Consider the following 20,351-nt stretch of genomic DNA (forward strand, 5'->3'; position numbering starts at 1 on the left):
GCATCCGTGTCTTCGGGACAGGGCATGAGAGGCCGGTGAGGAGAACCCCTGGCGCTCCTATGAGGCATCCCTTCCCCGGAAGGGCTGACCCTCGCCCGTAGAGAAGGGCAGCTCCGCGACGAAGTGAAGTCCGGTCGGTAACCAACCCGCGTATATCAGAGTGATCCACCGTCGCAATCCGCTTCTCGTGCCCTGCCTCGAAGGCATGGAAAACAGGAGGTCTCGATCGAACACTACAGCCAACCGTTGACAGGTCAATCCATATCAGGAGCCTGCTTGCAGGCGAACAGCGCCGGAGTCGCCGAAAAGGCCAGCGCGAGCGCCAGCAGCAGGATCATGGTGGTGGCCACGCGCCCGATGACCGGCCAGCGATGCAGCTGGCGTTCCGTCAGGGTCCACCAGTGGGCCAGCCGGGCCATGCCGGGCAGGGTGCGCGGGGCGCTTCGGTCGGGTTCGGGGGGCCGCGCCGCGACCCGGCCGATCCCGGGCCATCGGGATCGCTGCCACCATGCCCCGCCTGCCAGGATCCCGGCGAGCAACAGCGGCCAGACGCCGTCCCCGATGGCCGATGCAGTGAGGGCGTATTCGCGCAGGGAGGTATCCGCTAACCACCAGGGCAACAGCAGCCCCGCAACGAGGGTCAGCAACCAGGGTGTCATGCCCCTGATGCCAACGGCGGCGCCGGTCGTCGGCTTCAAGTCGGACTCCGGGGTGTCGCTGGCCGTGTGCCGCAGGAAATGCAGCATCAGCAGGGCGGTGGCGGTGCCGGTCAGCCCCGCCAGCCAGCCGGGCATTCCGTTTGTAAGGGCGGCCTTGGCCAGGGCGCCGCCGGAGAGCGGGGCGGCCGCGAGCGCGGCCCCGGCCAGCGCCAGACCTGGCAGCACGGTCTTGCGGGCAAAGCGATCCGCCGTCGTGCTCAGCAGCCCGGTGCCCAGGAACAGCGCCCCCTTGACCAGACCGTGATGAGCCAGCATCACCGCCAGACCCGCCCAGACGGCGGCCGGCGGCCCGCCTGACGACGTCCCGGCCGCAGCCATGCCGAGCAGGGCGACCACAAGGCCCATCTGACTGACGCTGGACCAGGCGAGAATCGTCTTGGGTTGCGAGTGACGCAGGCCCGCCGCCACGGCATAAAAGGTGCCCGTGAGACCCAGCGCGGTCAGGATCAGGGCGCCGTGCCCGGGGACCTCAAGACCGCCTTCCAGCAGTCGCCATGCGCCCAGGGCGCCGACCTTGATCATTACCCCGCTCAGCACCGCGCTGGCCGGCACCGGGGCCACCGCGTGGGCCCGGGGCAGCCAGGCATGCAGCCCCGGCGCGCCCAGCTTCAGGCCGAAGCCGATCGCGAACAGCAGGGCGGCGGCCGGTTCCATCTCCGCACCCAGTCCGGCGAGATCCGGCGAATGGCCAGGACCGGCGAGCATGGTGGTCCAGGCCACCGCCGTGAACAGCGCGACCTCGCCGATCAGCATCAGCCCGAGGTAGAGCCGTCCGGCCCGCAGGGCCGTCACGCCGCCAGTGTGGGTGACCAGACCGTAGGCCACGAAGGTCATCAGCGCGAAACCGGCATAGAAGGTGAGCAGATCCGCAGCCAGAACCAGCAGCAGGTAGCCGGCCAGGGTCAGCAACCAGAACACGGCAAACCGCAGCGGGTGTGTCAGCGGGTGTCGATGGGCATACGTCCCGGCGAGCAGCCATAACAGCGCGCCGGGCAACAGAAAGGCACGGGCCGTGCCATCCAGCGCCAGACGGGCCTGATCCAGCAGCCCGGGCAACACGACCCCGCCATCGGGGTCGGGGCCTGCCAGGGCCAGCAAGAGCGCCGGCAGGGCCGCCAGCGGCAGTAGCATGGTGGCCCGGCGACGCAGGGCGGGGAGCGCGAGCGCGGTCAGGGCCAGCCATGGCGCCAGCACGGCCAGCAGCAGGGCGAGCTGCGTGGCGTTCATCCGGCCAGCCCCGCGGCCGCAAAGGCCGAGCGCAGCGCCGTGGCGAACAGGCCGCTCGCGATCGCCGCCAGGGCCAGCACCAGTGCGGCCCGGGGCATGGCCAGCGGGACGACCAGCGGTTGCGCCCGTGCGGGCGCCGCAGCCGAGCCAACGCTTCCGGCACGCAAGGGATCCCGCAGAATCCGCCACAGGTATCCGGCGGTGACGAACGTCCCGAGCACGATCACTGCCGCCCAGGGCCAGGCGCGCGCGGCCAGCGCCGATTCCAGCAGCCACCACTTGGCAACGAAGCCCCCGCTGGGCGGAAGCCCCACCAGACTCGCCGCCGCCAACGCGATCGCGATCCAAGCCGGCAGGCTGCCGCCGGCGATCGGCGGGCCGATGCGGCGCAGATGGTCACTGCCCCATTGCCACGCCAGACAGCCCGCCGCCAGGAACAGGCTGCCCTTGGCCAGGCCATGGGCCAGCAACAGCATCAGCATGCCCGCATGGGCCTGGCCGGGCAGGGCGCCGGCGGCGGCCAGCGGGAACACCAGCAGGGCGAACCCCAGCTGCGACACCGTGGAATAGGCAATCACCATCTTCAGATGGCGCTGGAGCATGGCCAGTACACCGCCCCAGAGCACGGCTGCCGCCCCCAGCAGGCCCAGCAGCTGTGCCGGCAGCCCCGGAAGCATCCCGGCAAACGGGCCGAACCACAGGCGCAGCAGCAGGTAGAACGCCGCGGTCACCACCACCGCCGAGAGCACCGCGCTGACCGCCGCATGGGCCCGGCCATGGGCCGGGGGCAGCCAGAAGTGCAGCGGGAAGATCGCCCCCTTCAGCAACAGACCCAGGGTGATCATCACCGCGGCCGCCAGGGTGACGGGGTCCTCCGCGGCCCGGCCGGTCAGCAGGGCGATATCCAGCGCACCGTACTGGCCGTAGAGCAGGGCGACACCCAGAAGATACAGCGTGGAGCCCAGCAGCGTTGCGAGGAAGTAGCGCCATGCCGCGGCCAGCGCCGGCCCGCCAGCGGCAGCGATCAGCGCCACCGCGGCCAGCGCCACCATCTCCAGGATCACGTAGAGATTGAACAGATCGGCGGACAGGAACAAGGCGTTGAGCCCGCCCCACAGGAACAGCCACAACGGCCAGAAATACCGTCTCTGGCGACTTTCCGGCACCAGACGGCGCTCGGCAAGGCGATAGATCGCCGCGGCCAGCGCGACCATGGTGGTCAGGACAAGCAGGGTCAGGGCGAGGGCATCGACCTGCCAGCCGATCCCCAGCGGCGCGGCCCAGCCCCCCAGGTCCAGGCGCCAGGGGCCGGTGCGCCGGGTTTCCAGGACCAGAACGGCCAGGACCGGCAACAGCAGCAGCCCGGTCCCCAGCGTCGCCATGCGGCCCCGGCGCGGATGTGCGAACGCGACGGCCGCGGCCATCAGCGGCAGCCCCACCACCACGGCCGTGGCCAGCGTGGTGTTCACGGGTTGCGCGAGTCCCGGTCGTGGCCACTCACCGGCCCGCCACGGCGCTCCAGCAGGCGGACCATCAGCCCCAGTGCCACCGCCGTGGTCGACACCGTCACCACGATGCCCGTCAGCACCATCGCGTGGGGCACGGGGTCCAGCACCTCGGCGGCATGTGCCAGCGCCACCAGGAGCAGAAAGACCGCGGTGGTCAGGACATTCAGCGCGAGGATCTTGCGCATCAGCTGCGCACAGACGAACAGCCCGTGCAGGCCGATGATCAGCAGCGCGACGGCCAGCAGCAGATACAGGGTCATGCCGGCCTCCGGGTGTCCCAGTCGGCCGGGGGTTCACCGCCCAGATACAGCGCGAACAGCAGCAGCGCGATGGACAGCCCCGCAGCCAGTTCGAGCAGCAGGATCAGCGGCCCGGCCAGCTCGACCGGATACTCGAAGAACCCGTGACCCCCGACCATCACCGCGAAGGCCACCCCCAGCATCGCGGTCATCCCCAGCGCGAGCGCCCAGCGCCACGGGCCGTAGACATCACCCGACAGCCAGGGCCGCGCGCCGGCCAGCAGCATCAGCACGCCACCGGCGCCCATCACCGCACCCGCCGGGAAGGCACCCCCCGGCGCATGACTGCCGCGCCACAGCAGATAGGCCGAAACCAGCACGAACGCCGGGAACAGCACCCGGCCCAGGGCGGGCAGGGCGGGCGACACCAGTTCGGGCGAGGAAGGCCAGGGAGTAGGACCCAGCGACCACAGCACGACCACGCCCAGCAGCAGAATGGCGATTTCCAGCAGGGTGTCGAAGGCGCGAAAGTTGAGCAGGACCGCGGTGACCGGGTTTTCCACCCCGGAGCGCCCGAGTTCCGCAGCCACCGGTTCGCCCAGCCCCGGGGCCGGGAGCAGCCACGCCGCCCCGCCCAGACCGGCCAGCAACAACAGGCCTATCGGCAGCCAGAACGCCCGGTCGCGCCCGCGCAGACACACATCCGACGCGCGCCCCGACTCCCAGTCCAGCCGCCCCAGCGCGGACAGCAGCAGCGCGCCGGTGATGCCCGCGCCAATCGCCGCTTCGGCCAGAGCGATGTCCGGGGCCTCCAGGCGCACCCACGCCAGCGCCATCAGCAGTCCGAACACCATGAAACTGACCACCGCGCGGAACAGTCCAGCCGCGTGGATCGCCTGCCAGGCGGTCCACAGCAGGGCCGTGGCCAGAACCCCGTCGAATGCCAGACCCAGGGCGCCCATTCACAGCCCCCACGGGCGGATTCCACGGCGCAGGGCGGCGCGCGCGATCAGGCCCGCCCCCACCGCCGTCGCGACCAGCATCAGCAGCCACACCAGCAGCAGTTTCAGGGTCACTGCAAGATTCCCCGAATATACCCCCAGCCCCAGGCAGATCATGCCCAGGCCGATGTTGTCGGCCTTGGGCTGGGCATGCAGGCGGGTATACACATCCGGGAAACGCAGCAGCCCCAGCGTGCCCAGCAGCAGGAACAGCACACCGCCCACCGTCAGGATTCCCCCGATCACGCCCGTCAGGCTCACGGCCGGTCCTCCCCGTCGCTGGAACGGGCGCGGCCGGACCAGGCTCGGTTCACGAACGTGACCACCGCCAGCGCCGACAGCAGCGCGAACACCAGCGCCAGATCCACCAGGGCCTCGCGCTGCGTCAGCACCGCCATCAGCAGCGCGATGGCAATGGCCGAGGTCGCGAACATCTCCGCGGCCAGCATGCGGTCGGCGGCCGTTGGCCCGCGCAGCACCCGCATCAGCCCCACCACGATGTTGAGCATCAGCAGGATCACCAGGAACGGGAACAGATCAGTCATTGGGCGATTCCGGCTGAAACATGTTCATCACATGCCCCTCCAGACGCTCCAGGGTGTCCTGAGTACGGCGCGGGTGGGCCAGCACGTGCAGCGTAATCGCCTGTTCCGAGATGCGCACGCACAGGGTCCCGGGCATCAGATTCACCAGGTTGGCGAACATCAGGCGCGGGGTCCCCGCCGGCAGCGCCCAGGGATAATCCAGCAGGGCCGGTTCCAGCGGGCAACGCGGATGCACCGCGCGCCAGGCCACATCCAGCGCGCTGCGCAGCGAAAAGAACAGAAACACCGGCACGAAGGTGATAATCCCGCGGATACGCCAGCCACCCGTCCATCCCGGCGCGAAGGGATTGAACCAGGCCGCCGCCAGGATCGCCGGCACGCCCCACCACCAGGCCCCCGGATCGCCCTCGGTCAGGATCCACCAGATCCCGGCGTAGGCTGCCACGCGCAGCATGCGACCCGACCAGCGCGTCCGGGCCACACCCGCGCGGTTTCCCCGCAGTTCGCCGCCGGATCCGTCCATGCTCCATCCCCGCACCACAGCCGCCAGTGCCCGACAGTTTCCCCCACCCGGGCCGCATCGTGCCAGCGGGCGGAGACCATCATGCCCTGGTGGCCCGGTCGTGGCGGGGTGGAATCGGGGTCGATATCGTGGTGCTCGGGCGGATGCAGGGCGTGGGGTTCGCGCTGCGGGACAAGACCAGCGACTCAACCTGGAGTGACCCATTGGAACCACACCAACGCCGATACCCTTCGACCCCGCTACGGCGGTTTTTTGGATCGGAACATCGTCCGTGTCCGCGATGGTGTTGGTACTCGCAGAACGACCGTTGGCACACGCTCCTGTCACGACTCGCGAAGTGGTACAAATCCGGGTACACAAACGAAAAAGGCCAACCCGAAGGCTGGCCTGAGTCGTTGCTTTGTCTGGCTCCCCGGGACGGGCTCGAACCGCCGACCTAGTGATTAACAGTCGCGTCCGGCGCCGCACGGAAAGCCCTGTCACAAGGGGCGCTCTATCCGTAACTGCCTGTTCAGCAGTTGATTACACCCTGCCACCAAGTGACATTGAGTGTCAACGGGTATCCTCCTATACTGTGACAATCTTGTGACTGTCACAGCATCGGGGGACCATCGAATGCCCAACCTGACCGAGGCCGGACTCGCCAAACTCGAGCCACCCGACAAGGGGCGACGCCTCATCTTCGACACCCATCGGGAGGCCCCGAAGGGGTTCGGCGTCCGAATCAACGCCGGCGGCAAGAAATCGTTCGTTCTGCGCTACCAGTCGAGGGAGGGCAAAGACCGGCTGCTGACAATCGGCGAGCACGGAACCTGGACGGTGGCCGCGGCTCGGAAGCAAGCCGTCGAGCTACGGCGCGAGATCGACACCGGCGCGGACATCCTCGAAGAGCGCCGCACGGAGCGGAAGGAGCCGACCCTGCGGGATGTCCTCGAGCGCTACGACACCGCGCATATCCGCAAGCTCAAGTCCAGCGAATCGGTGCGCCGCACGCTGGAAATCTACGCGCTACCCGCGCTGGGCGGGTCCAAGATCAGGGACATTCGCCGACGCGAGGTGATCGAACTGGTGGAGGGTGTCGCGGAGGAACACCCTCGCGCTGCGTCGCTGCTGTTGACCTATCTCAAGGGCCTGTTCGGTTGGGCCGAGGATAGGGAGATCATCGAGGCCAACCCCGTGGCCACCATCCGCCCGCGCAAGGTCTCGAAGTCCATGACGCCGCGCCAGCGGGAGCGCGTACTGGACGATGCGGAAATTCGAGCCTTCTGGAACAGCTCGACCGATATGCACCTCCTGACCGATCTCGCGTTGCGTCTGATCCTGGTGACGGGGCAACGGCCGGGCGAGGTGGCCGGGATGCGCTGGGATGAAATCGAGGGCGATGTCTGGACCATTCCGGCAAGCCGCCGGGGCAAGACCGAGACCGCACACTTCGTGCCCCTGACGGGCACCGCGCTGGAGATACTGGAACAGGCGAGGTCAGAGCTCGAACGGCTGGCCAAGCGGCGTAAGCGGCCGGCGTCGGGGCACGTATTCGAGGCCCGGCCGGGTTCACCGATCACGACCCCGGCGCTGGGGCGCGCCGTCTCCCGATTCCGGGCGGAACTCGAGAACTGGGAGGCGGATACCTGGGGGCACTGGACGCCGCACGACCTGCGCCGCACCTGCCGGACCCGGCTGGCGGCCGAGGGCATCCCCGAAGCCGTGGCCGAGGCCGTGATCGGCCACACCCGCAAGGGCATCGTGGCCGTGTACGACCGCCATGGTTATGACGTCGAGAAGCGGGCCGCGCTCAAAACTTGGGAACGGAGATTGCTTCGCATCGCGCGCGGGGAGACCGGCGAGGACAACGTGGTGAGTATTCACGCTGGGCAGGCAACCAATGGATAAGCGCAACAGGCCCCGCGATTGGTGGGGTGATACCCCGCGCCACCCGGAAGCAACCCGAACGACGCTGAGGAAGCTGCAAGGCAAGGTTGCATCCTTTGACTTCCCTGAAAGCCTTACGCAGGAGGACTGGCAGGAACTGTGTTGTGTCGTTGATTGGTGGAAAGGGGACTCCTTGCCTCTAATGAGCGAGATGGCGGCCGCAATGCGTCTGATGGCTTTGGGCAGGGTGCTTCAATCAGGTGGTTCGATACCCGAGGAAGCTTCCAAGTGGCTGGGCGAGGCCCTGGTGAACATTGCAGGCGGGCGCGAGCCGGACGTTGCGCTGGGCTTGTGGCCGGGGAAAGGGCGCCCGCCCAAGTACAGGAGGATAAAGAAAATCGCCGCGGTGATGCACTACCTCACGAGCCACGGATTGACTCAAGACCACGCGGCATCGGTGGTCGCGGAGGATCTGCCGCGATATTGGATCAAGGGCGTGTTTGAAACGCGCGATGTGAAGCAGGCCCATAACGACCTGAAGGCGTCACGCGGGATATTTGAACACCTGCAATCTGTCGAAACCGGGTTCGACGATCACGAGCAAGTCGGATATGTGCGGCTGTCATTAGCCGGCAAGCACTACAACACGTATTACATGGAGCCGTGGGACCAGCTCCTGCGGGAAGAAAAAGACGCCGATTTTTCACCATAGGAACGCCAGCCATGCATTAACAAACTGGCCGCGTACTGACACGCGAGGCCAGATTAATGACCGACAATCCCAACATGACGCCCCAGCAGGCGGCCGAGTACCTGCACCTATCCCCCCGCACGCTCATCCGGTGGCGGAACATGCGTAAGGGCCCACCGTGGGTAAAGCTGGGGCACCGGGTGATATACCGCCGCGCCGACCTCGATGCATGGTTGGCGCGCAACGTTCAGGCTCCTGTTGCGGACCTCGCACAATGAGCGCCGCCAACAGAAACGCCCCGGCCGGGGGAACGGCACGGGGCGCGGGGACAGAGCACACGCAAGCACTCACCCGCAAGTATAGCAAGCGCAGCGTGTACACGCCCGGCAGTCGGGTGCAACTCGACTTGCTACCCGGCAAGGCCTGGACGCTGATTGCGAACGATGGTTGCCGGGCCGTTCTGCACAACCCCGAGTACGGCATCTTGCACGCTCCGTCCGTTCACGTCTGGCTCGCGCAGGTGACGCAATGACGGGCCTGACGTTCGAGGCCGTCCACGACGCTGCGCGCGGTCGCTGGCCGGAGATCCTGGTGGGGCTGGGAATTGACGCCGCTACCCTGCGGGACCGGCACGGGCCGTGCCCGGGCTGCGGTGGCCGGGACCGTTTCCGGTTCGACGACAAGGGCGTGGGGCGCTTCATCTGTGGCCGCGGCGGCGATGCGCTATCCGGCGATGGTTTCGGCCTGCTGCAGCACGTCCACGGCTGGACTGCGCGCGAGGCGCTGGAGCGCGTGGGCAACGCGCTTGGGATCGAGACGGAGGGCAGCGCCGATTCCGCACCGATCGCGGCACCACGGGCGCCAGTGAAGCCGACACAGCCCACCAGAACCGAGGCCTACGCCCGCGAGGTCTGGGCACGCGCCGTCACGGATGATCCCGTGGCTGGCAGCCACCCGTACGCGATCAGCAAGGGCATAACCTGGGCCGCGGGCGCCGGTAGGACCACCGCGTCGGGCAAGATCATCGGCCGGGATGCCGACTGCCTAGTGATCCCAATTCGCTCAATGGATTGGAGCGTGATCGCCGTGCAGTGCATCAACCCGGCGGGCGCCAAGCAAACCTTCGGCTCGATGGGCGATGACGGTTGCCTTCTGCTGGGCAACACCCTCGACCGTGCGATCCCCTGGATGGTTGCCGAAGGATGGGCGGATGCGGTTTCCCTGGTGTTTCACCACTACGAAGGCAACGCCGTGGCCGCCGCCGCGTTCGGGATACGCCGCATGGAGCGGGTGGCGCATGCCATCGCGGAGCACTTCCAACCGGATGAGCTGGTCATCCTGGAGGACGCGGCATGACGGCGATCAAACACGCCCGGCTGCCGGACTCCGGGCCGGGGAAAGACCCGAACGACCTTCGCGATCACCCCGAGATCGTCACCCGTACGATCGAGGCCGCGAAGTCCGAAGAGCCCGATGCGCCCAGTCCGTTCGACCTCAGCACGGCGAGCGTCCAGGACCTTCTGCATTCGACCCCGCCGGCCCGGCAATGGCTGGTGCGGGACGTGCTGCCGCACAACGTGGTCGGGCTACTGGGTGCGGCCGGCGGCACGGGAAAGTCGTTCGCCAAGCTGCAACTGGCGGTGAGCCTCGCAACCGGCACGCCGTGGCTGGGCATGGAGCTGGGGATGGACGGCGCCACCCTGGTTCTGTCCGCGGAGGACGATCGGGACGAGATCCACCGCCGGCTGCGCGCCGTGGTCGATCACTACGTCCCGCCAGGCCACCCGGGCCGCACCGAGGGCCTGGAGGCCATCGGGCGCCGGGTTTTCGTCCTGGATCGCGTGGGCGGCGATAACCGGCTGACCGCGGCCATCGCGGGCGAAACCGCACGCACCGAGTTCGCGGATCGCGTGATCGCGACGGCCAGGGCGATGCCGGAGGCCCCGGCCATGATCGTGCTTGACCCGTTAGCGCGATTCGATGGTGGAGACCCCAACAGCAACGCGGACGGCACCCGACTGATCGAGTCCGCGGAGCATATCCGCCGGGAAACCGGCGCCACCGTCCTGCTGCCCCATCACGTCAGCAAGGCAGGCATTCGCGACTCGGAAGCCGGCCAGGAGGCGATCCGCGGGGCGAGCGGCCTGGTGGACGGTGCGCGCTGGGTGGGACTGATGGCGACCCTTCGGCGCGATGACGCGAAGAAATACGGCGTCGAGCCCGAAGAGGCCCGCCGCTTTGTTCACTTCGCGGTGGTCAAAGGCAACTACGGCCCGCCCTGGGAAGGCATGTGGCTGGAGCGGGGTGACGGTGGGGTGCTCTGCCCCACCACCCTGAACATGACCCGCGCGGACGCGCAGGAACAGCGCGCCGATGACGTTTATCAGCGCGTGCTGGGCGGCACCCGGGACTTGCTACGCCGCCACGGGCCGATGAGCATCCGGCACATCCGGGACCGCTATGCCGGCCAGAGCGGGATCTTCCGGGCTGGCGACAAGGCCGTGCGGGCCGCCCTGGAGCGCGCCGTGCTGAATCAAGAACTGCTGTCCCGCCCATGCCCCAACGGCAACGGCCACCACCTTCACCTGGCGCCCGGCGATGAATAGGGGGGTGGGGCACTGGGGTAGCGGGGCACCGTGGGGTATTTACCCCACTACCCCACGAATTTCGCTCCATGACGCGCCAAATCGTGGGGCAGGGTGGGGCACCGATTTTCAAGGAAAAACGCGCGTAAGTCATTGTTTTCTGGGGTGGGGCAGTGGGGCACTACCCCGCCCCTACGGGGGCACGTGGGGCAGTGCCCCACCGGGCGGCACGCCACGGGATGCGTGCCCCGCAGACCTGGCGATCCACCAGGCTGCAGACGCCGCCGGCATGGACCCCGCAACCCTGGCGGCCATGTTGTCGCCCGAGGACCACGCGGACCTGGACGCTGGCCTGCTGACCAGCGACGAGCTGGCGGCCTACGCCCGCAGCGTGGTCGGGCGCTGGCGGGATGGCTGGATCCTGGACGATGAGCGGGAACTGGCGAACACCTGGTTGCGTGAGGCCAGCGAGTGATGGGGCGCGGGTCCTTCCCCGGTATGCCCCGCGCGGGTGCGGAGAGGCGCGGATTCGCTCTATTTCCGAGCGCAGCAGTAGGGGGTTCACCGCCGTACCCTGCTGAGGGCGGACGCACAGACGAAACGGGACCAACCAGCGAGGCCAGCCAATGAGCACGCACGACCCGGAAACCGAAGCGCTTCACGAGCAACTGCATGAGATCGACGAAGCCCTGTTGCAGTTGGCCACGGAACGGGATTGGCCTCCGCACCTGACGTGCCTCGCCATGGTGCGCGCGGCCGGGATGATCGCGCGGCAATCCACGCCGCCGGAAAGCCTGCCGCGGGTCTCCAGGGCGTTGAGCACCCTCCTGGACGACACGCTGCTGCATCGGACGGAGGGCCCGGTGCAATGAGTGATGCGGTAGACAAGCTGCGGCGCATGGTCGCCGCCGTCCAGGCAAGCCGGCCGCTGCCGGACGATGTGCGCGCCTGGTGGCTGCACGGGGCGGAGCGGTTCATGGACTCCGGTGGACGGAGCCCGCTGGATACCTGCCTGGGTTTGCGGGGGCGCGGGGTGCGGAGTCTGGAAACTCAGCAGGCCCTCGCCGAACGGAACGAAGCGCTGGAGCGGGCCGGCAAGCTGGCCGGCGCTGACCTTCCCGAGGAAGTCCGCCGCTTCCGCCGGCGGTGGGCGCGCCTGTGGACCTACGAGCAGCCGCCTTCGGATCTGAGGCCGGTGGAACGCGAGCTGTTCCAGGCCTTCCGGTCGCATGAAGTGCCCGAAGACCCGCATTACCTGCGCCGTCTGGCGCGAGTGAAATAGCCGGTTTTCCTTTGAAATCCGGGGCGTATCGTGGTCGCCATGAACAAGATCCACGCATTCCAGAACGGCGGCCTCGAGATCCTCGTGTACGAGGACATCTCCGATGGATTCGCCCGCGACATCGTTGAGCAACTGGCCGGCCATACCGGGCCGGTCACGTTGCGGATCAATTCACCCGGCGGCGCGGTGTCCGAAACCCTCGCCGCCTACAACGCCCTGGTGCAACACCCCGGCCGGGTCGTGGTGTACGTGGACGGCCTCGCCGCCAGCAGCGCCAGCCTGCTGGCCATGGCCGGCGCGCACACCGTCATGGCGGAAAACGCCCTGATGATGATCCACGACCCGTGGGTATTCACCGGCGGCAACTCCGAGGAACTGCGCCGCCTGGCGGACACCCTGGACAAGCACCGCGACGTGATGGTCGAGGCCTACCGGCGCAAGTCGGGCATGAGCGCCCGAGCCGTGACCGAGATCATGCAGTCGGAAACCTGGTTTACGGCCGAAGAGGCCCTGCAGGCCCGGTTCATCGACGAAATCCAGGAGTCCCCTGCGATCGCGGCCTCGCTGGACCTTTCCCGTTTCAACCTTCCCGATAGGATCAAGAACATGAGCACCGACAACACCCAACAGAACCACGGTTCCGAAGGCGCGAACCCGGCGGCCCACAACCCGGATCCGGTCGCGCTGGAACGCCAGCGAATCCAGCGCCGGAACGAAACCATCCGGGCGCGCTTCAAGCCGTTCATGGACCGCGACGACGTGCGCGCCATGTACGACGACCTGATCGTTGACCCCGAAGTAACGGCCGAAGCCGCCGTCGAAAAGCTTCTCGCCAAGCTGGGCGAGGGGGCGGAACCGATCAACCCGCAGGGCTTTGCACCGCCGGTGCCGGACATGCGCGGCGGAACCAACTCACACGCCGGCGAGTTCTCTGCAGCCGTGACCGATAGCATCCTGATGCGCTACGGCGTGCCGGTGCAGAACCCGCACCCGGCCGTGCGTGACGTTCGCGGCATGGGCGTGGATGACATTTGCGCGTCGATCCTGAGTCAGAACGGGAAAACGACCCGCGGCAAGAGCAAGGCCGAAATCGTGCAGGCGGCCATGACCACCAGCGACCTGCCGGCCCTGATGGAAGGCATCGCCTCGAAGGCGCTGATGACGGGCTTCCAGGAATCCGAGGCGGCCTCGCATCGAGAGTGGACCCGCGAGGGGCAGTTGCCGGACTTCAAGGAAGCCCGCCGGGCCGCCCTGTCGGAAGCGCCGGCACTGAAAGAGGTCGCGGAAGGTGCCGAGTACACCTATGGCGCGGTCAGCGATGCGTCGGAAACGATCAAGCTTTCAACCTACGGGCGGATCGTGAAGCTGAGCCGGCACGCTCTGATCAATGACGACATCGGCGAGCTGGCCCGCCTGCCGCTGGCCATGGGCCAGGCCGCCGCCCGCACCGAGGCGCACAACGTCTACAGCCTGCTGACCGACAACCCCGACATGCGTGACGGGAAGCCGCTGTTCCACTCGGACCACTCGAACGAAGGGACCGCGGCCAAGCCGGATATCGAGAGCCTGGGCGAGGCGCGCAAGCTGATGCGCCTGCAGAAGGGCATCGCCGGTGCGGCCACGCTGAACATCGTGCCGCGCTTCCTGATCGTGCCGGCGGCCCTGGAGACCATCGCCGAACAGTTGCTGGTCTCCATCGCGCCCGCGCAGACCGGGCACGCCGTGCCGGACTGGATGCGCAACCTCGCCGTGGTGGTCGATTCCCGTCTGGATGAGGCCAGTGAAACGGCCTGGTATCTTGCGGCGAGCCCCGACCAGCACGACACCGTGGAAGTGGCCCGGCTCGACGGAAACGGTGCGGAGAGCTTCACGCAGGAAGATTTTGCCACCGACAACATGAGCTTCAAGATCCGTCTGGACACCGGTGCGGCCGTCCTCGATTGGCGCGCCCTTGTGCGTAACCAGGGCGCGTAACCGTTTCCCCCCTGCCGGTTTCGGGTTCTCGTCGGTGGGGGAAAGCGGCCCGCGCGCGCGGCGGCCTTTGCGCGACGCGGGTTCCCCTGCGCGTACCTGGGGTGGGCGCGCCAATGGCTGGGCCGGGGCCTGGGGGCACCGGCACTTATTCCGCGGTCCGCCGGGAGCCGTGTCTCCGAAAATCCCGGCACCTATCCATGACCCGGCTGGACCAACGCGGCCCGCCGGGTTTCTTTGTGGGTCCCTATCGCGGACGCGAGCGGTGCGGGTGCGGAGAGGCGCGGATTTCGACAGTTTTTGCCATTCAATAGGCTTTGTTTATTCCATATCGCAGTCCCATAGTTGATTGCCAATCAACTTTCGCCGCCGGAATTTACGCGAGATCCGCGCCTCTCCGTCCCCGCACTGCGCTCGCCCCCGACAGGACCCGCCGTGCTATAGCCTGCGCACCGCAGGCAAAGAAAAGGCCGGCGCATGGCCGGCCCTGGTGGGTTCTGCATCCGCTACCGCAGGCTGCGGCGTTCCTCGATCGAGAGCGGTTCCCTTTCATCCGTCCAGCGCCCGATATAGGCGCCGGCCTCGCGATCCTTGAGCGCTGCCTGCGCCTCCTCGCGGCTGCGGAACGGCCCGGCGACGATATCGCCAATCAGGCGGCGCCCATCGGGCAAGTCGCGGTCCTGGACCACATAGAAGCGGTTGAACTCGGGAATCATGCGAACACCTCCTGTTTGAACTGGGACCAGGCATCTGCAGGGCTTGCGCTGGCGGCGCGGTCGAGCCAATACCGGCGCTGTTGGCGGGTGAGCCCGTTCCACCAGGCGATGCCCGCCGCGTCATCGTCGCCGCCCTGCTGGCGTGGCTCCGATTCGACTACCTGCAGCCGGCCTTCGCGGGCGTGGCGCTGGTGCTCCGGGCAAAGCAGGGACTCGGTTTCGCGATCAAGCGCGACCCAGTGGGTGCCGGTGTTGCGGCAGCGGGTGCCGCGCGTGGTGGCCGCCTGGCAGCGGCGGGGGGTGTGCTCCTGACTCGTCATGGCGTGTACTCCTGACCGTAGTGTGACCAGGAACGCCGCCTTGTGACTTTTCCGTGACAGGGCAAAAAAAAGGGGCCAGGCCGTTTGACCTAACCCCTTGTTTTGTTTGGCTCCCCGGGACGGGCTCGAACCGCCGACCTAGTGATTAACAGTCACCCGCTCTACCGACTGAGCTACCGGGGAATTAGCCGCGTATCGTATAGCCCGATCCGGGGTCCGTCAAGCGTTTCGGGAGGCGAACTCGCGCAGGCGTTCCAGTGCCTTGTCCAGCATCTCCAGGCTGGTGGCGAAGGACACGCGCAGATGCCCCGGGGCGCCGAACGCGCTGCCCGGAACCAGGGCCACGCCGGCCTCGTCCAGCAGCCGCTCGCCCAGAGCTACGTCGCTGTCGACCCCGGCACGTTCCATCAGGCCGGTGACCCGCGGGAAGCAGTAGAAGGTTCCGTCGGGCATGCGGCATTCGATGCCGTCGATGGCGTTGAGGCCGTCCACCGCGTGCCGCGCGCGCTGGGCGAACGCCGAGCACATCTGGCGCACGCAGGTCTGGTCGCCGTTGAGGGCGGCTTCGGCGGCTGCCTGGGCGATGGATGTGGGGTTGGAGGTGCTCTGCGACTGGATCTTCTTCATCGCGCCGATCAGGTCGGCCGGCCCCCCGGCGTAGCCGATGCGCCAGCCGGTCATGGCGTAGGCCTTGGACACGCCATTGAGGACAACAGTGCGCTCCAGCAGGTCGGGGGCTGCGTTGACGATGTTCACGAACTCGGTTTCGCCGAAACGGATGTGTTCGTACATGTCGTCAGTGGCGATGACGATCTGCGGATGACGCCGCAGCACCTCGGCGAGGGCCTCCAGTTCGCCACGCGAGTAGGCGGCGCCGGTGGGGTTGGAGGGGCTGTTGAGGAAGATCAGCCGGGTGCGTTCGCTGATGGCCTCTTCGAGGGCCTCGGGGCGGAGCTTGAAGCCCTGTTCCTGCGAGGCGCTCACGATGACGGGCCGCGCGCCGGCCAGCACCGCGATGTCGGGGTAGGAAACCCAGTAGGGGGCCGGCACGATCACTTCGTCACCCGGATTGAGCAGGGCCTGGCAGAGGTTGAAGATGCTCTGCTTGCCGCCGGAGGAGACCAGGATCTGTCCGGGAGTGAACGCGAGCTCGTTATCGCGTTCAAACTTGCGGATGATGGCGTCCTTCAGACCGGCCGTGCCGTCGACCGCGGTGTACTTGGTCTCACCGCGGGCAAGCGCATCAATCGCCGCCTGCTTGATATGCTCCGGCGTATCGAAGTCCGGCTCGCCGGCCCCCAGCCCCACGATATCGCGGCCTTCGGCCCGCAGCCGGGCGGCCAGGGCCGTCACGGCCAGGGTGGGGGAGGGCTGGATGCTCTGCACGCGGTCGGATAGCTGGATTTCCAAGGGACTGCCTCGATGTGGATGGGGTCGCGCGGTCGGGCGGGCCGGCCGCATCGCGGCCCGAAATGATACTGAAATCGGACGCGGAGGATAAGCGTTTGACGGAACATGAAGACCGGGCATTCCGGGTGGTGTCGCAGTACCAGCCGGCGGGTGACCAGCCGCAGGCGATCCGCGAGCTCACTCAGGGCATCGAGGACGGCCTCGCACATCAGGTGCTGCTGGGGGTGACCGGGTCGGGCAAGACCTTCACCATCGCCAACGTGGTGGAGAACCTGCAGCGCCCGACGATCGTGCTGGCGCCCAACAAGACGCTGGCCGCGCAGCTCTACGGCGAGTTCAAGGAGTTCTTCCCCAATAACGCGGTGGAGTATTTCGTTTCGTATTACGACTACTACCAGCCGGAGGCCTATGTCCCGTCCTCGGATACGTATATCGAGAAGGACGCGTCGATCAACGACCATATCGAGCAGATGCGCCTTTCGGCCACGCGTGCACTGCTGGAGCGGCGCGATGCGATCATCGTCGCCTCGGTGTCGGCGATCTACGGTCTGGGCGATCCGCGCAAGTATCTCTCGATGGTGCTGCACCTCAAGCGCGGCGAGCGCATCGACCAGCGCGATCTGCTGCGCCGCCTGGCGGAGCTGCAGTACACCCGCAACGATACCGAGCTGCGCCGCGCGACCTACCGGGTGCGCGGCGAGGTGATCGACATCCATCCGGCGGAATCCGAGCGCGAGGCGGTGCGCGTCGAGCTGTTCGACGACGAGATCGAGCGGCTATCGTATTTTGACCCGCTGACCGGCGAGGTGCTGAACACGGTGCCGCGCCTGACGATCTATCCCAAGACCCACTACGTGACCCCGCGCGAGACCCTGCTGGAGGCGGTGGACCAGATCCGCGACGAGCTGAAGGAACGGCTGGACTTCCTGCGCCAGGAGAACCGCCTGGTGGAGGCGCAGCGGCTGGAGCAGCGCACCCAGTTCGATCTGGAGATGATCCTGGAGATCGGCTACTGCAACGGGATTGAAAACTACTCGCGGTATCTTTCCGGACGTGCGCCGGGCGAACCGCCGCCGACGTTTTTCGACTACCTGCCGGAGGATGCGTTGCTGGTGATCGACGAGTCCCACGTGTCGGTGCCGCAGGTGGGCGGGATGTTCAAGGGCGACCGTTCGCGCAAGGAGACCCTGGTGGAGTACGGCTTCCGCCTGCCGTCGGCGCTGGACAACCGCCCGCTGCGCTTCGAGGAATTCGAACAGCTGATGCCGCAGACCATCCACGTCTCGGCCACGCCGGGGCCGTACGAGCGCGAACACGCCGGCGCCATCATCGACCAGGTGGTGCGGCCCACCGGGCTGCTGGACCCGGAACTGGAGGTGCGCCCGGTGGCCACCCAGGTGGACGACTGCCTGTCCGAGATCCGCGACCGGGTGGAGCGCGACGAACGGACCCTGATCACCACGCTGACCAAGCGCATGGCCGAGGACCTGACCGACTACCTGTCGGAACACGGCGTGCGCGTGCGCTACCTGCACTCGGACATCGACACGGTCGAGCGTATGGAGATCATCCGCGACCTGCGTCTGGGCGAATTCGACGTGCTGGTGGGGATCAACCTGCTGCGCGAGGGCCTGGACATGCCCGAGGTCTCGCTGGTGGCGATCTTCGACGCCGACAAGGAGGGCTTCCTGCGCTCCGACCGCTCGCTGATCCAGACGATCGGCCGCGCGGCGCGCAACGTGCGGGGCAAGGCCATCCTGTACGCGGACACCATCACCGGCTCGATGCGCCGTGCGATCGACGAGACGGAACGTCGCCGCGCCCGCCAGATCGAGCACAACGAGGCCCACGGGATTACCCCCGAGGGGATCCGCAAGAGCGTGGCCGACATCCTCGAGGCGGGGCAGGCCGCGCCCGGCACCCGGCGCAAGTCCGGCGGGCGCAAGGACGCGGACAGGAAGGTGGCCGAAGAGGCCGCCGACTACGTCGACGCGCCGGAGAATGCCGCCCGCGAGATCGAGCGCCTGGAACAGGAGATGTTCCAGAAGGCGCGCGATCTGGAATTCGAGGAGGCGGCGCGCCTGCGCGACCGTATCGAGAAGCTCAAGGCGCTCGCCTTTCTGCCCGAGGCTTCGCTATCCTGACGCACCCCTGAACCCCCTCTGAAGCGGGACTGCTCCCTCTTATGCGCTACCAGCCCGATCCCCGTCCGCCGGGTCCGGTCATGCTCGACGTGTCCGGACCCGAACTGAAGGCGGAAGACCGCGAACGCCTGCAGCACCCCGCGACCGGCGGGGTGATCCTGTTCGACCGCAACGTACACGGCCCGGAACAGGTCGAAGCCCTGACCGCAGACATGCGCCGCCTGCGCCCGGAACTGCTGATCGCGGTGGACCAGGAAGGAGGGCGGGTGCAGCGTCTGCGCGAGGGCTTCACCCGCTTCCCGCCGATGCGCAGTCTCGGCCACCTGCACGATCAGGTGCCGGCGCGGGCACGCGAGCTGGCGCGCGGGGCGGGCGAGCTGCTGGCGCTGGAGCTGCAGGCGGTGGGGATCGACTTCAGTTTCGCGCCGGTCCTCGACCGCGATCTCGAGATCAGCGAGGTGATTGGCGATCGGGCGTTTCATTACGATCCCGCGGTGATCGCCGATCTGGGGCTTGCGTTCGTGCGCGGCCTGACGGTGGCCGGCATGGCCTCGGTGGGCAAGCACTTTCCCGGACACGGCGCGGTGGCCGCCGATTCGCATGTCGCGGTGCCGGAGGACCCGCGCCCGCTGGCCGAGATCGAGGCCAGCGACATCGAGGCGTTCCGGCCGCTGGCCGGCCACCTCGAGGGAATGATGCCGGCCCACGTGGTGTATCCCGCGGTGGACGACCGACCGGCCGGGTTCTCGCGCACCTGGCTGCAGGACATCCTGCGCGGCCGGATCGGTTTTCAGGGCGCGATCTTTTCCGACGACCTGGCCATGGCCGGTGCCGAACAGATGGGTTCGCCCGCGGAGCGGGCCGACGCGGCGCTGGAGGCCGGCTGCGACATGATTCTGATCTGCAATCGGCCGGACGAGGCGGACGTCATCCTCGATCACCTCGCCGACCACCGCCAGGACGCCGATACCCGGGCTCGCCTCCGGCGCATGCACGCGCGCGCGGTGGCGGACGATGTGCAACATCGCACGGCATTGCAGGCCCAGTTGCATGCCTGGCTGAAGGCGGGCAGTGGCGGGGCATGACCCCCTTCGCGACCTTGTGCCGCAAGCACCGTTGGCGCCGCGCTTCCGACCCGCCTATAATGCGCCACCGGTTCGACACTGAGCTGCTAATAATATAGTTAACCAATCCCACAATGATGGAGAATCGTCATGGCCGATAAGCTCATGATCGTCATGGTCAACACCGACCCGAACAATCCGTCCGAACTCGGCGCCCCGTTTTTCCAGGCGACCGTGGCCGCCGCCATGGAATACGACGTCGAAGTCGTGATGACCGGCCGGGCCGGTGAACTGGCCAAGAAGGGCGTGGCGGAAAACCTGTTCGTGCAGGAAGGCAGCAGCAAGAGCGTCTACGACTTCATCAAGGATGCCCACGAAGCCGGCGTCGTGATGAAGGTCTGCACCCCGACGCTGGACCTGTGGGGCAACGACCTGATCGACGAAGTGGACGAGACCGTGGGCGGTGCCTACGTGATCTCCGAGGCGATGGACGACGACACCGTCACCTTCAACTACTGAGGCGAAGCGACGGAATCC

23 protein-coding genes and 1 tRNA gene are annotated in these 20,351 nt (G+C 67.6%); 13 read left to right on the forward strand and 11 right to left on the reverse strand.

What is annotated here, in order from left to right:
- Positions 1-254 precede the first annotated feature (254 nt).
- From F620_RS0108785 to F620_RS0108815, 7 genes are read right to left on the reverse strand one after another with little or no spacing between them, the layout of a single operon-like run.
- Positions 255-1,946, reverse strand: coding sequence for a complex I subunit 5 family protein (locus tag F620_RS0108785; RefSeq protein ID WP_019570272.1), 1,692 nt, complete (start codon positions 1,944-1,946; stop codon positions 255-257).
- On the reverse strand, positions 1,943-3,415 hold the full coding sequence (locus tag F620_RS0108790; protein ID WP_019570273.1) for a complex I subunit 5 family protein: 1,473 nt from the start codon (positions 3,413-3,415) through the stop codon (positions 1,943-1,945). Before F620_RS0108790 ends, F620_RS0108785 begins: the two co-directional genes overlap by 4 nt.
- The gene (locus F620_RS0108795) at positions 3,412-3,714 is read right to left on the reverse strand and encodes an NADH-quinone oxidoreductase subunit K (RefSeq protein ID WP_018869424.1); all 303 of its coding nucleotides are present in this window, start codon (positions 3,712-3,714) and stop codon (positions 3,412-3,414) included. The genes F620_RS0108790 and F620_RS0108795 overlap by 4 nt, the downstream gene beginning before the upstream one ends.
- A complete protein-coding gene (locus F620_RS0108800) occupies positions 3,711-4,655 on the reverse strand; it encodes a hydrogenase subunit MbhD domain-containing protein (RefSeq protein ID WP_019570274.1) in 945 nt (314 codons plus the stop codon). The genes F620_RS0108795 and F620_RS0108800 overlap by 4 nt, the downstream gene beginning before the upstream one ends.
- On the reverse strand, positions 4,656-4,955 hold the full coding sequence (gene mnhG / locus F620_RS0108805) for a monovalent cation/H(+) antiporter subunit G (protein ID WP_019570275.1): 300 nt from the start codon (positions 4,953-4,955) through the stop codon (positions 4,656-4,658).
- Positions 4,952-5,239, reverse strand: coding sequence for a monovalent cation/H+ antiporter complex subunit F (locus F620_RS0108810; RefSeq protein WP_019570276.1), 288 nt, complete (start codon positions 5,237-5,239; stop codon positions 4,952-4,954). Before F620_RS0108810 ends, mnhG begins: the two co-directional genes overlap by 4 nt.
- The gene (locus F620_RS0108815) at positions 5,232-5,762 is read right to left on the reverse strand and encodes a Na+/H+ antiporter subunit E (RefSeq protein ID WP_019570277.1); all 531 of its coding nucleotides are present in this window, start codon (positions 5,760-5,762) and stop codon (positions 5,232-5,234) included. The genes F620_RS0108810 and F620_RS0108815 overlap by 8 nt, the downstream gene beginning before the upstream one ends.
- A 615-nt stretch (positions 5,763-6,377) precedes the next feature.
- On the opposite strand from F620_RS0108815, the gene F620_RS0108820 reads away from it, so the two are divergent.
- The 10 genes from F620_RS0108820 (at position 6,378) to F620_RS14660 (ending at position 14,163) form a co-directional block, all read left to right on the forward strand.
- Positions 6,378-7,652 carry a site-specific integrase gene (locus F620_RS0108820; RefSeq protein WP_019570278.1) on the forward strand — a complete coding sequence of 425 codons (1,275 nt, stop codon included), beginning with the start codon at positions 6,378-6,380 and terminating at the stop codon, positions 7,650-7,652.
- Complete coding sequence (locus tag F620_RS0108825; protein ID WP_155987000.1) at positions 7,645-8,343, forward strand: hypothetical protein; 699 nt, start codon at positions 7,645-7,647, stop codon at positions 8,341-8,343. Before F620_RS0108820 ends, F620_RS0108825 begins: the two co-directional genes overlap by 8 nt.
- Before the next feature lie 56 nt (positions 8,344-8,399).
- Entirely contained in the window at positions 8,400-8,600 is a 201-nt protein-coding gene (locus tag F620_RS0108830; protein WP_019570280.1) for a helix-turn-helix domain-containing protein, read from the forward strand.
- Positions 8,597-8,854 (forward strand): hypothetical protein, encoded by a 258-nt coding sequence (locus tag F620_RS0108835; protein WP_019570281.1) that lies wholly within the window; start codon positions 8,597-8,599, stop codon positions 8,852-8,854. The genes F620_RS0108830 and F620_RS0108835 overlap by 4 nt, the downstream gene beginning before the upstream one ends.
- Positions 8,851-9,678 (forward strand): primase-helicase zinc-binding domain-containing protein, encoded by an 828-nt coding sequence (locus F620_RS0108840; protein ID WP_019570282.1) that lies wholly within the window; start codon positions 8,851-8,853, stop codon positions 9,676-9,678. Before F620_RS0108835 ends, F620_RS0108840 begins: the two co-directional genes overlap by 4 nt.
- Positions 9,675-10,928: an AAA family ATPase gene (locus F620_RS0108845; protein WP_019570283.1), complete on the forward strand. Its 1,254-nt coding sequence runs from the start codon at positions 9,675-9,677 to the stop codon at positions 10,926-10,928. Before F620_RS0108840 ends, F620_RS0108845 begins: the two co-directional genes overlap by 4 nt.
- 268 nt (positions 10,929-11,196) lie before the next feature.
- The gene (locus tag F620_RS14655) at positions 11,197-11,382 is read left to right on the forward strand and encodes a hypothetical protein (protein ID WP_019570284.1); all 186 of its coding nucleotides are present in this window, start codon (positions 11,197-11,199) and stop codon (positions 11,380-11,382) included.
- Positions 11,383-11,533: 151 nt separating this feature from the next.
- Positions 11,534-11,779, forward strand: a complete 246-nt coding sequence (locus F620_RS0108855; protein ID WP_019570285.1) for a hypothetical protein — start codon at positions 11,534-11,536, stop codon at positions 11,777-11,779.
- A complete protein-coding gene (locus F620_RS0108860; protein ID WP_019570286.1) occupies positions 11,776-12,189 on the forward strand; it encodes a hypothetical protein in 414 nt (137 codons plus the stop codon). The genes F620_RS0108855 and F620_RS0108860 overlap by 4 nt, the downstream gene beginning before the upstream one ends.
- A gap of 39 nt (positions 12,190-12,228) precedes the next feature.
- A complete protein-coding gene (locus F620_RS14660; RefSeq protein WP_019570287.1) occupies positions 12,229-14,163 on the forward strand; it encodes a ClpP-like prohead protease/major capsid protein fusion protein in 1,935 nt (644 codons plus the stop codon).
- A 503-nt stretch (positions 14,164-14,666) separates the two neighbouring features.
- Here F620_RS14660 and F620_RS0108870 read toward each other — a convergent pair.
- From F620_RS0108870 to F620_RS0108885, 4 genes are all read right to left on the reverse strand, one after another.
- Positions 14,667-14,876: a hypothetical protein gene (locus tag F620_RS0108870; RefSeq protein WP_019570288.1), complete on the reverse strand. Its 210-nt coding sequence runs from the start codon at positions 14,874-14,876 to the stop codon at positions 14,667-14,669.
- The gene (locus F620_RS0108875; RefSeq protein ID WP_019570289.1) at positions 14,873-15,196 is read right to left on the reverse strand and encodes a hypothetical protein; all 324 of its coding nucleotides are present in this window, start codon (positions 15,194-15,196) and stop codon (positions 14,873-14,875) included. The genes F620_RS0108870 and F620_RS0108875 overlap by 4 nt, the downstream gene beginning before the upstream one ends.
- A gap of 107 nt (positions 15,197-15,303) precedes the next feature.
- Positions 15,304-15,379: transfer RNA gene (locus F620_RS0108880), tRNA-Asn, on the reverse strand.
- Between the two features lie 36 nt (positions 15,380-15,415).
- Positions 15,416-16,606, reverse strand: coding sequence for a pyridoxal phosphate-dependent aminotransferase (locus F620_RS0108885; protein WP_019570290.1), 1,191 nt, complete (start codon positions 16,604-16,606; stop codon positions 15,416-15,418).
- Between the two features lie 62 nt (positions 16,607-16,668).
- On the opposite strand from F620_RS0108885, the gene uvrB reads away from it, so the two are divergent.
- From uvrB to F620_RS0108900, 3 genes are all read left to right on the forward strand, one after another.
- Positions 16,669-18,750 carry an excinuclease ABC subunit UvrB gene (gene uvrB / locus F620_RS0108890; RefSeq protein WP_051081243.1) on the forward strand — a complete coding sequence of 694 codons (2,082 nt, stop codon included), beginning with the start codon at positions 16,669-16,671 and terminating at the stop codon, positions 18,748-18,750.
- A 41-nt stretch (positions 18,751-18,791) separates the two neighbouring features.
- Positions 18,792-19,835, forward strand: a complete 1,044-nt coding sequence (gene nagZ, locus F620_RS0108895; RefSeq protein WP_019570292.1) for a beta-N-acetylhexosaminidase — start codon at positions 18,792-18,794, stop codon at positions 19,833-19,835.
- 129 nt (positions 19,836-19,964) lie between these two features.
- Complete coding sequence (locus F620_RS0108900) at positions 19,965-20,333, forward strand: DsrE/DsrF/DrsH-like family protein (RefSeq protein ID WP_019570293.1); 369 nt, start codon at positions 19,965-19,967, stop codon at positions 20,331-20,333.
- Positions 20,334-20,351 lie beyond the last annotated feature (18 nt).

Source organism: Thioalkalivibrio sp. ALE11 (assembly GCF_000381205.1).
Lineage (GTDB): Bacteria > Pseudomonadota > Gammaproteobacteria > Ectothiorhodospirales > Ectothiorhodospiraceae > Thioalkalivibrio.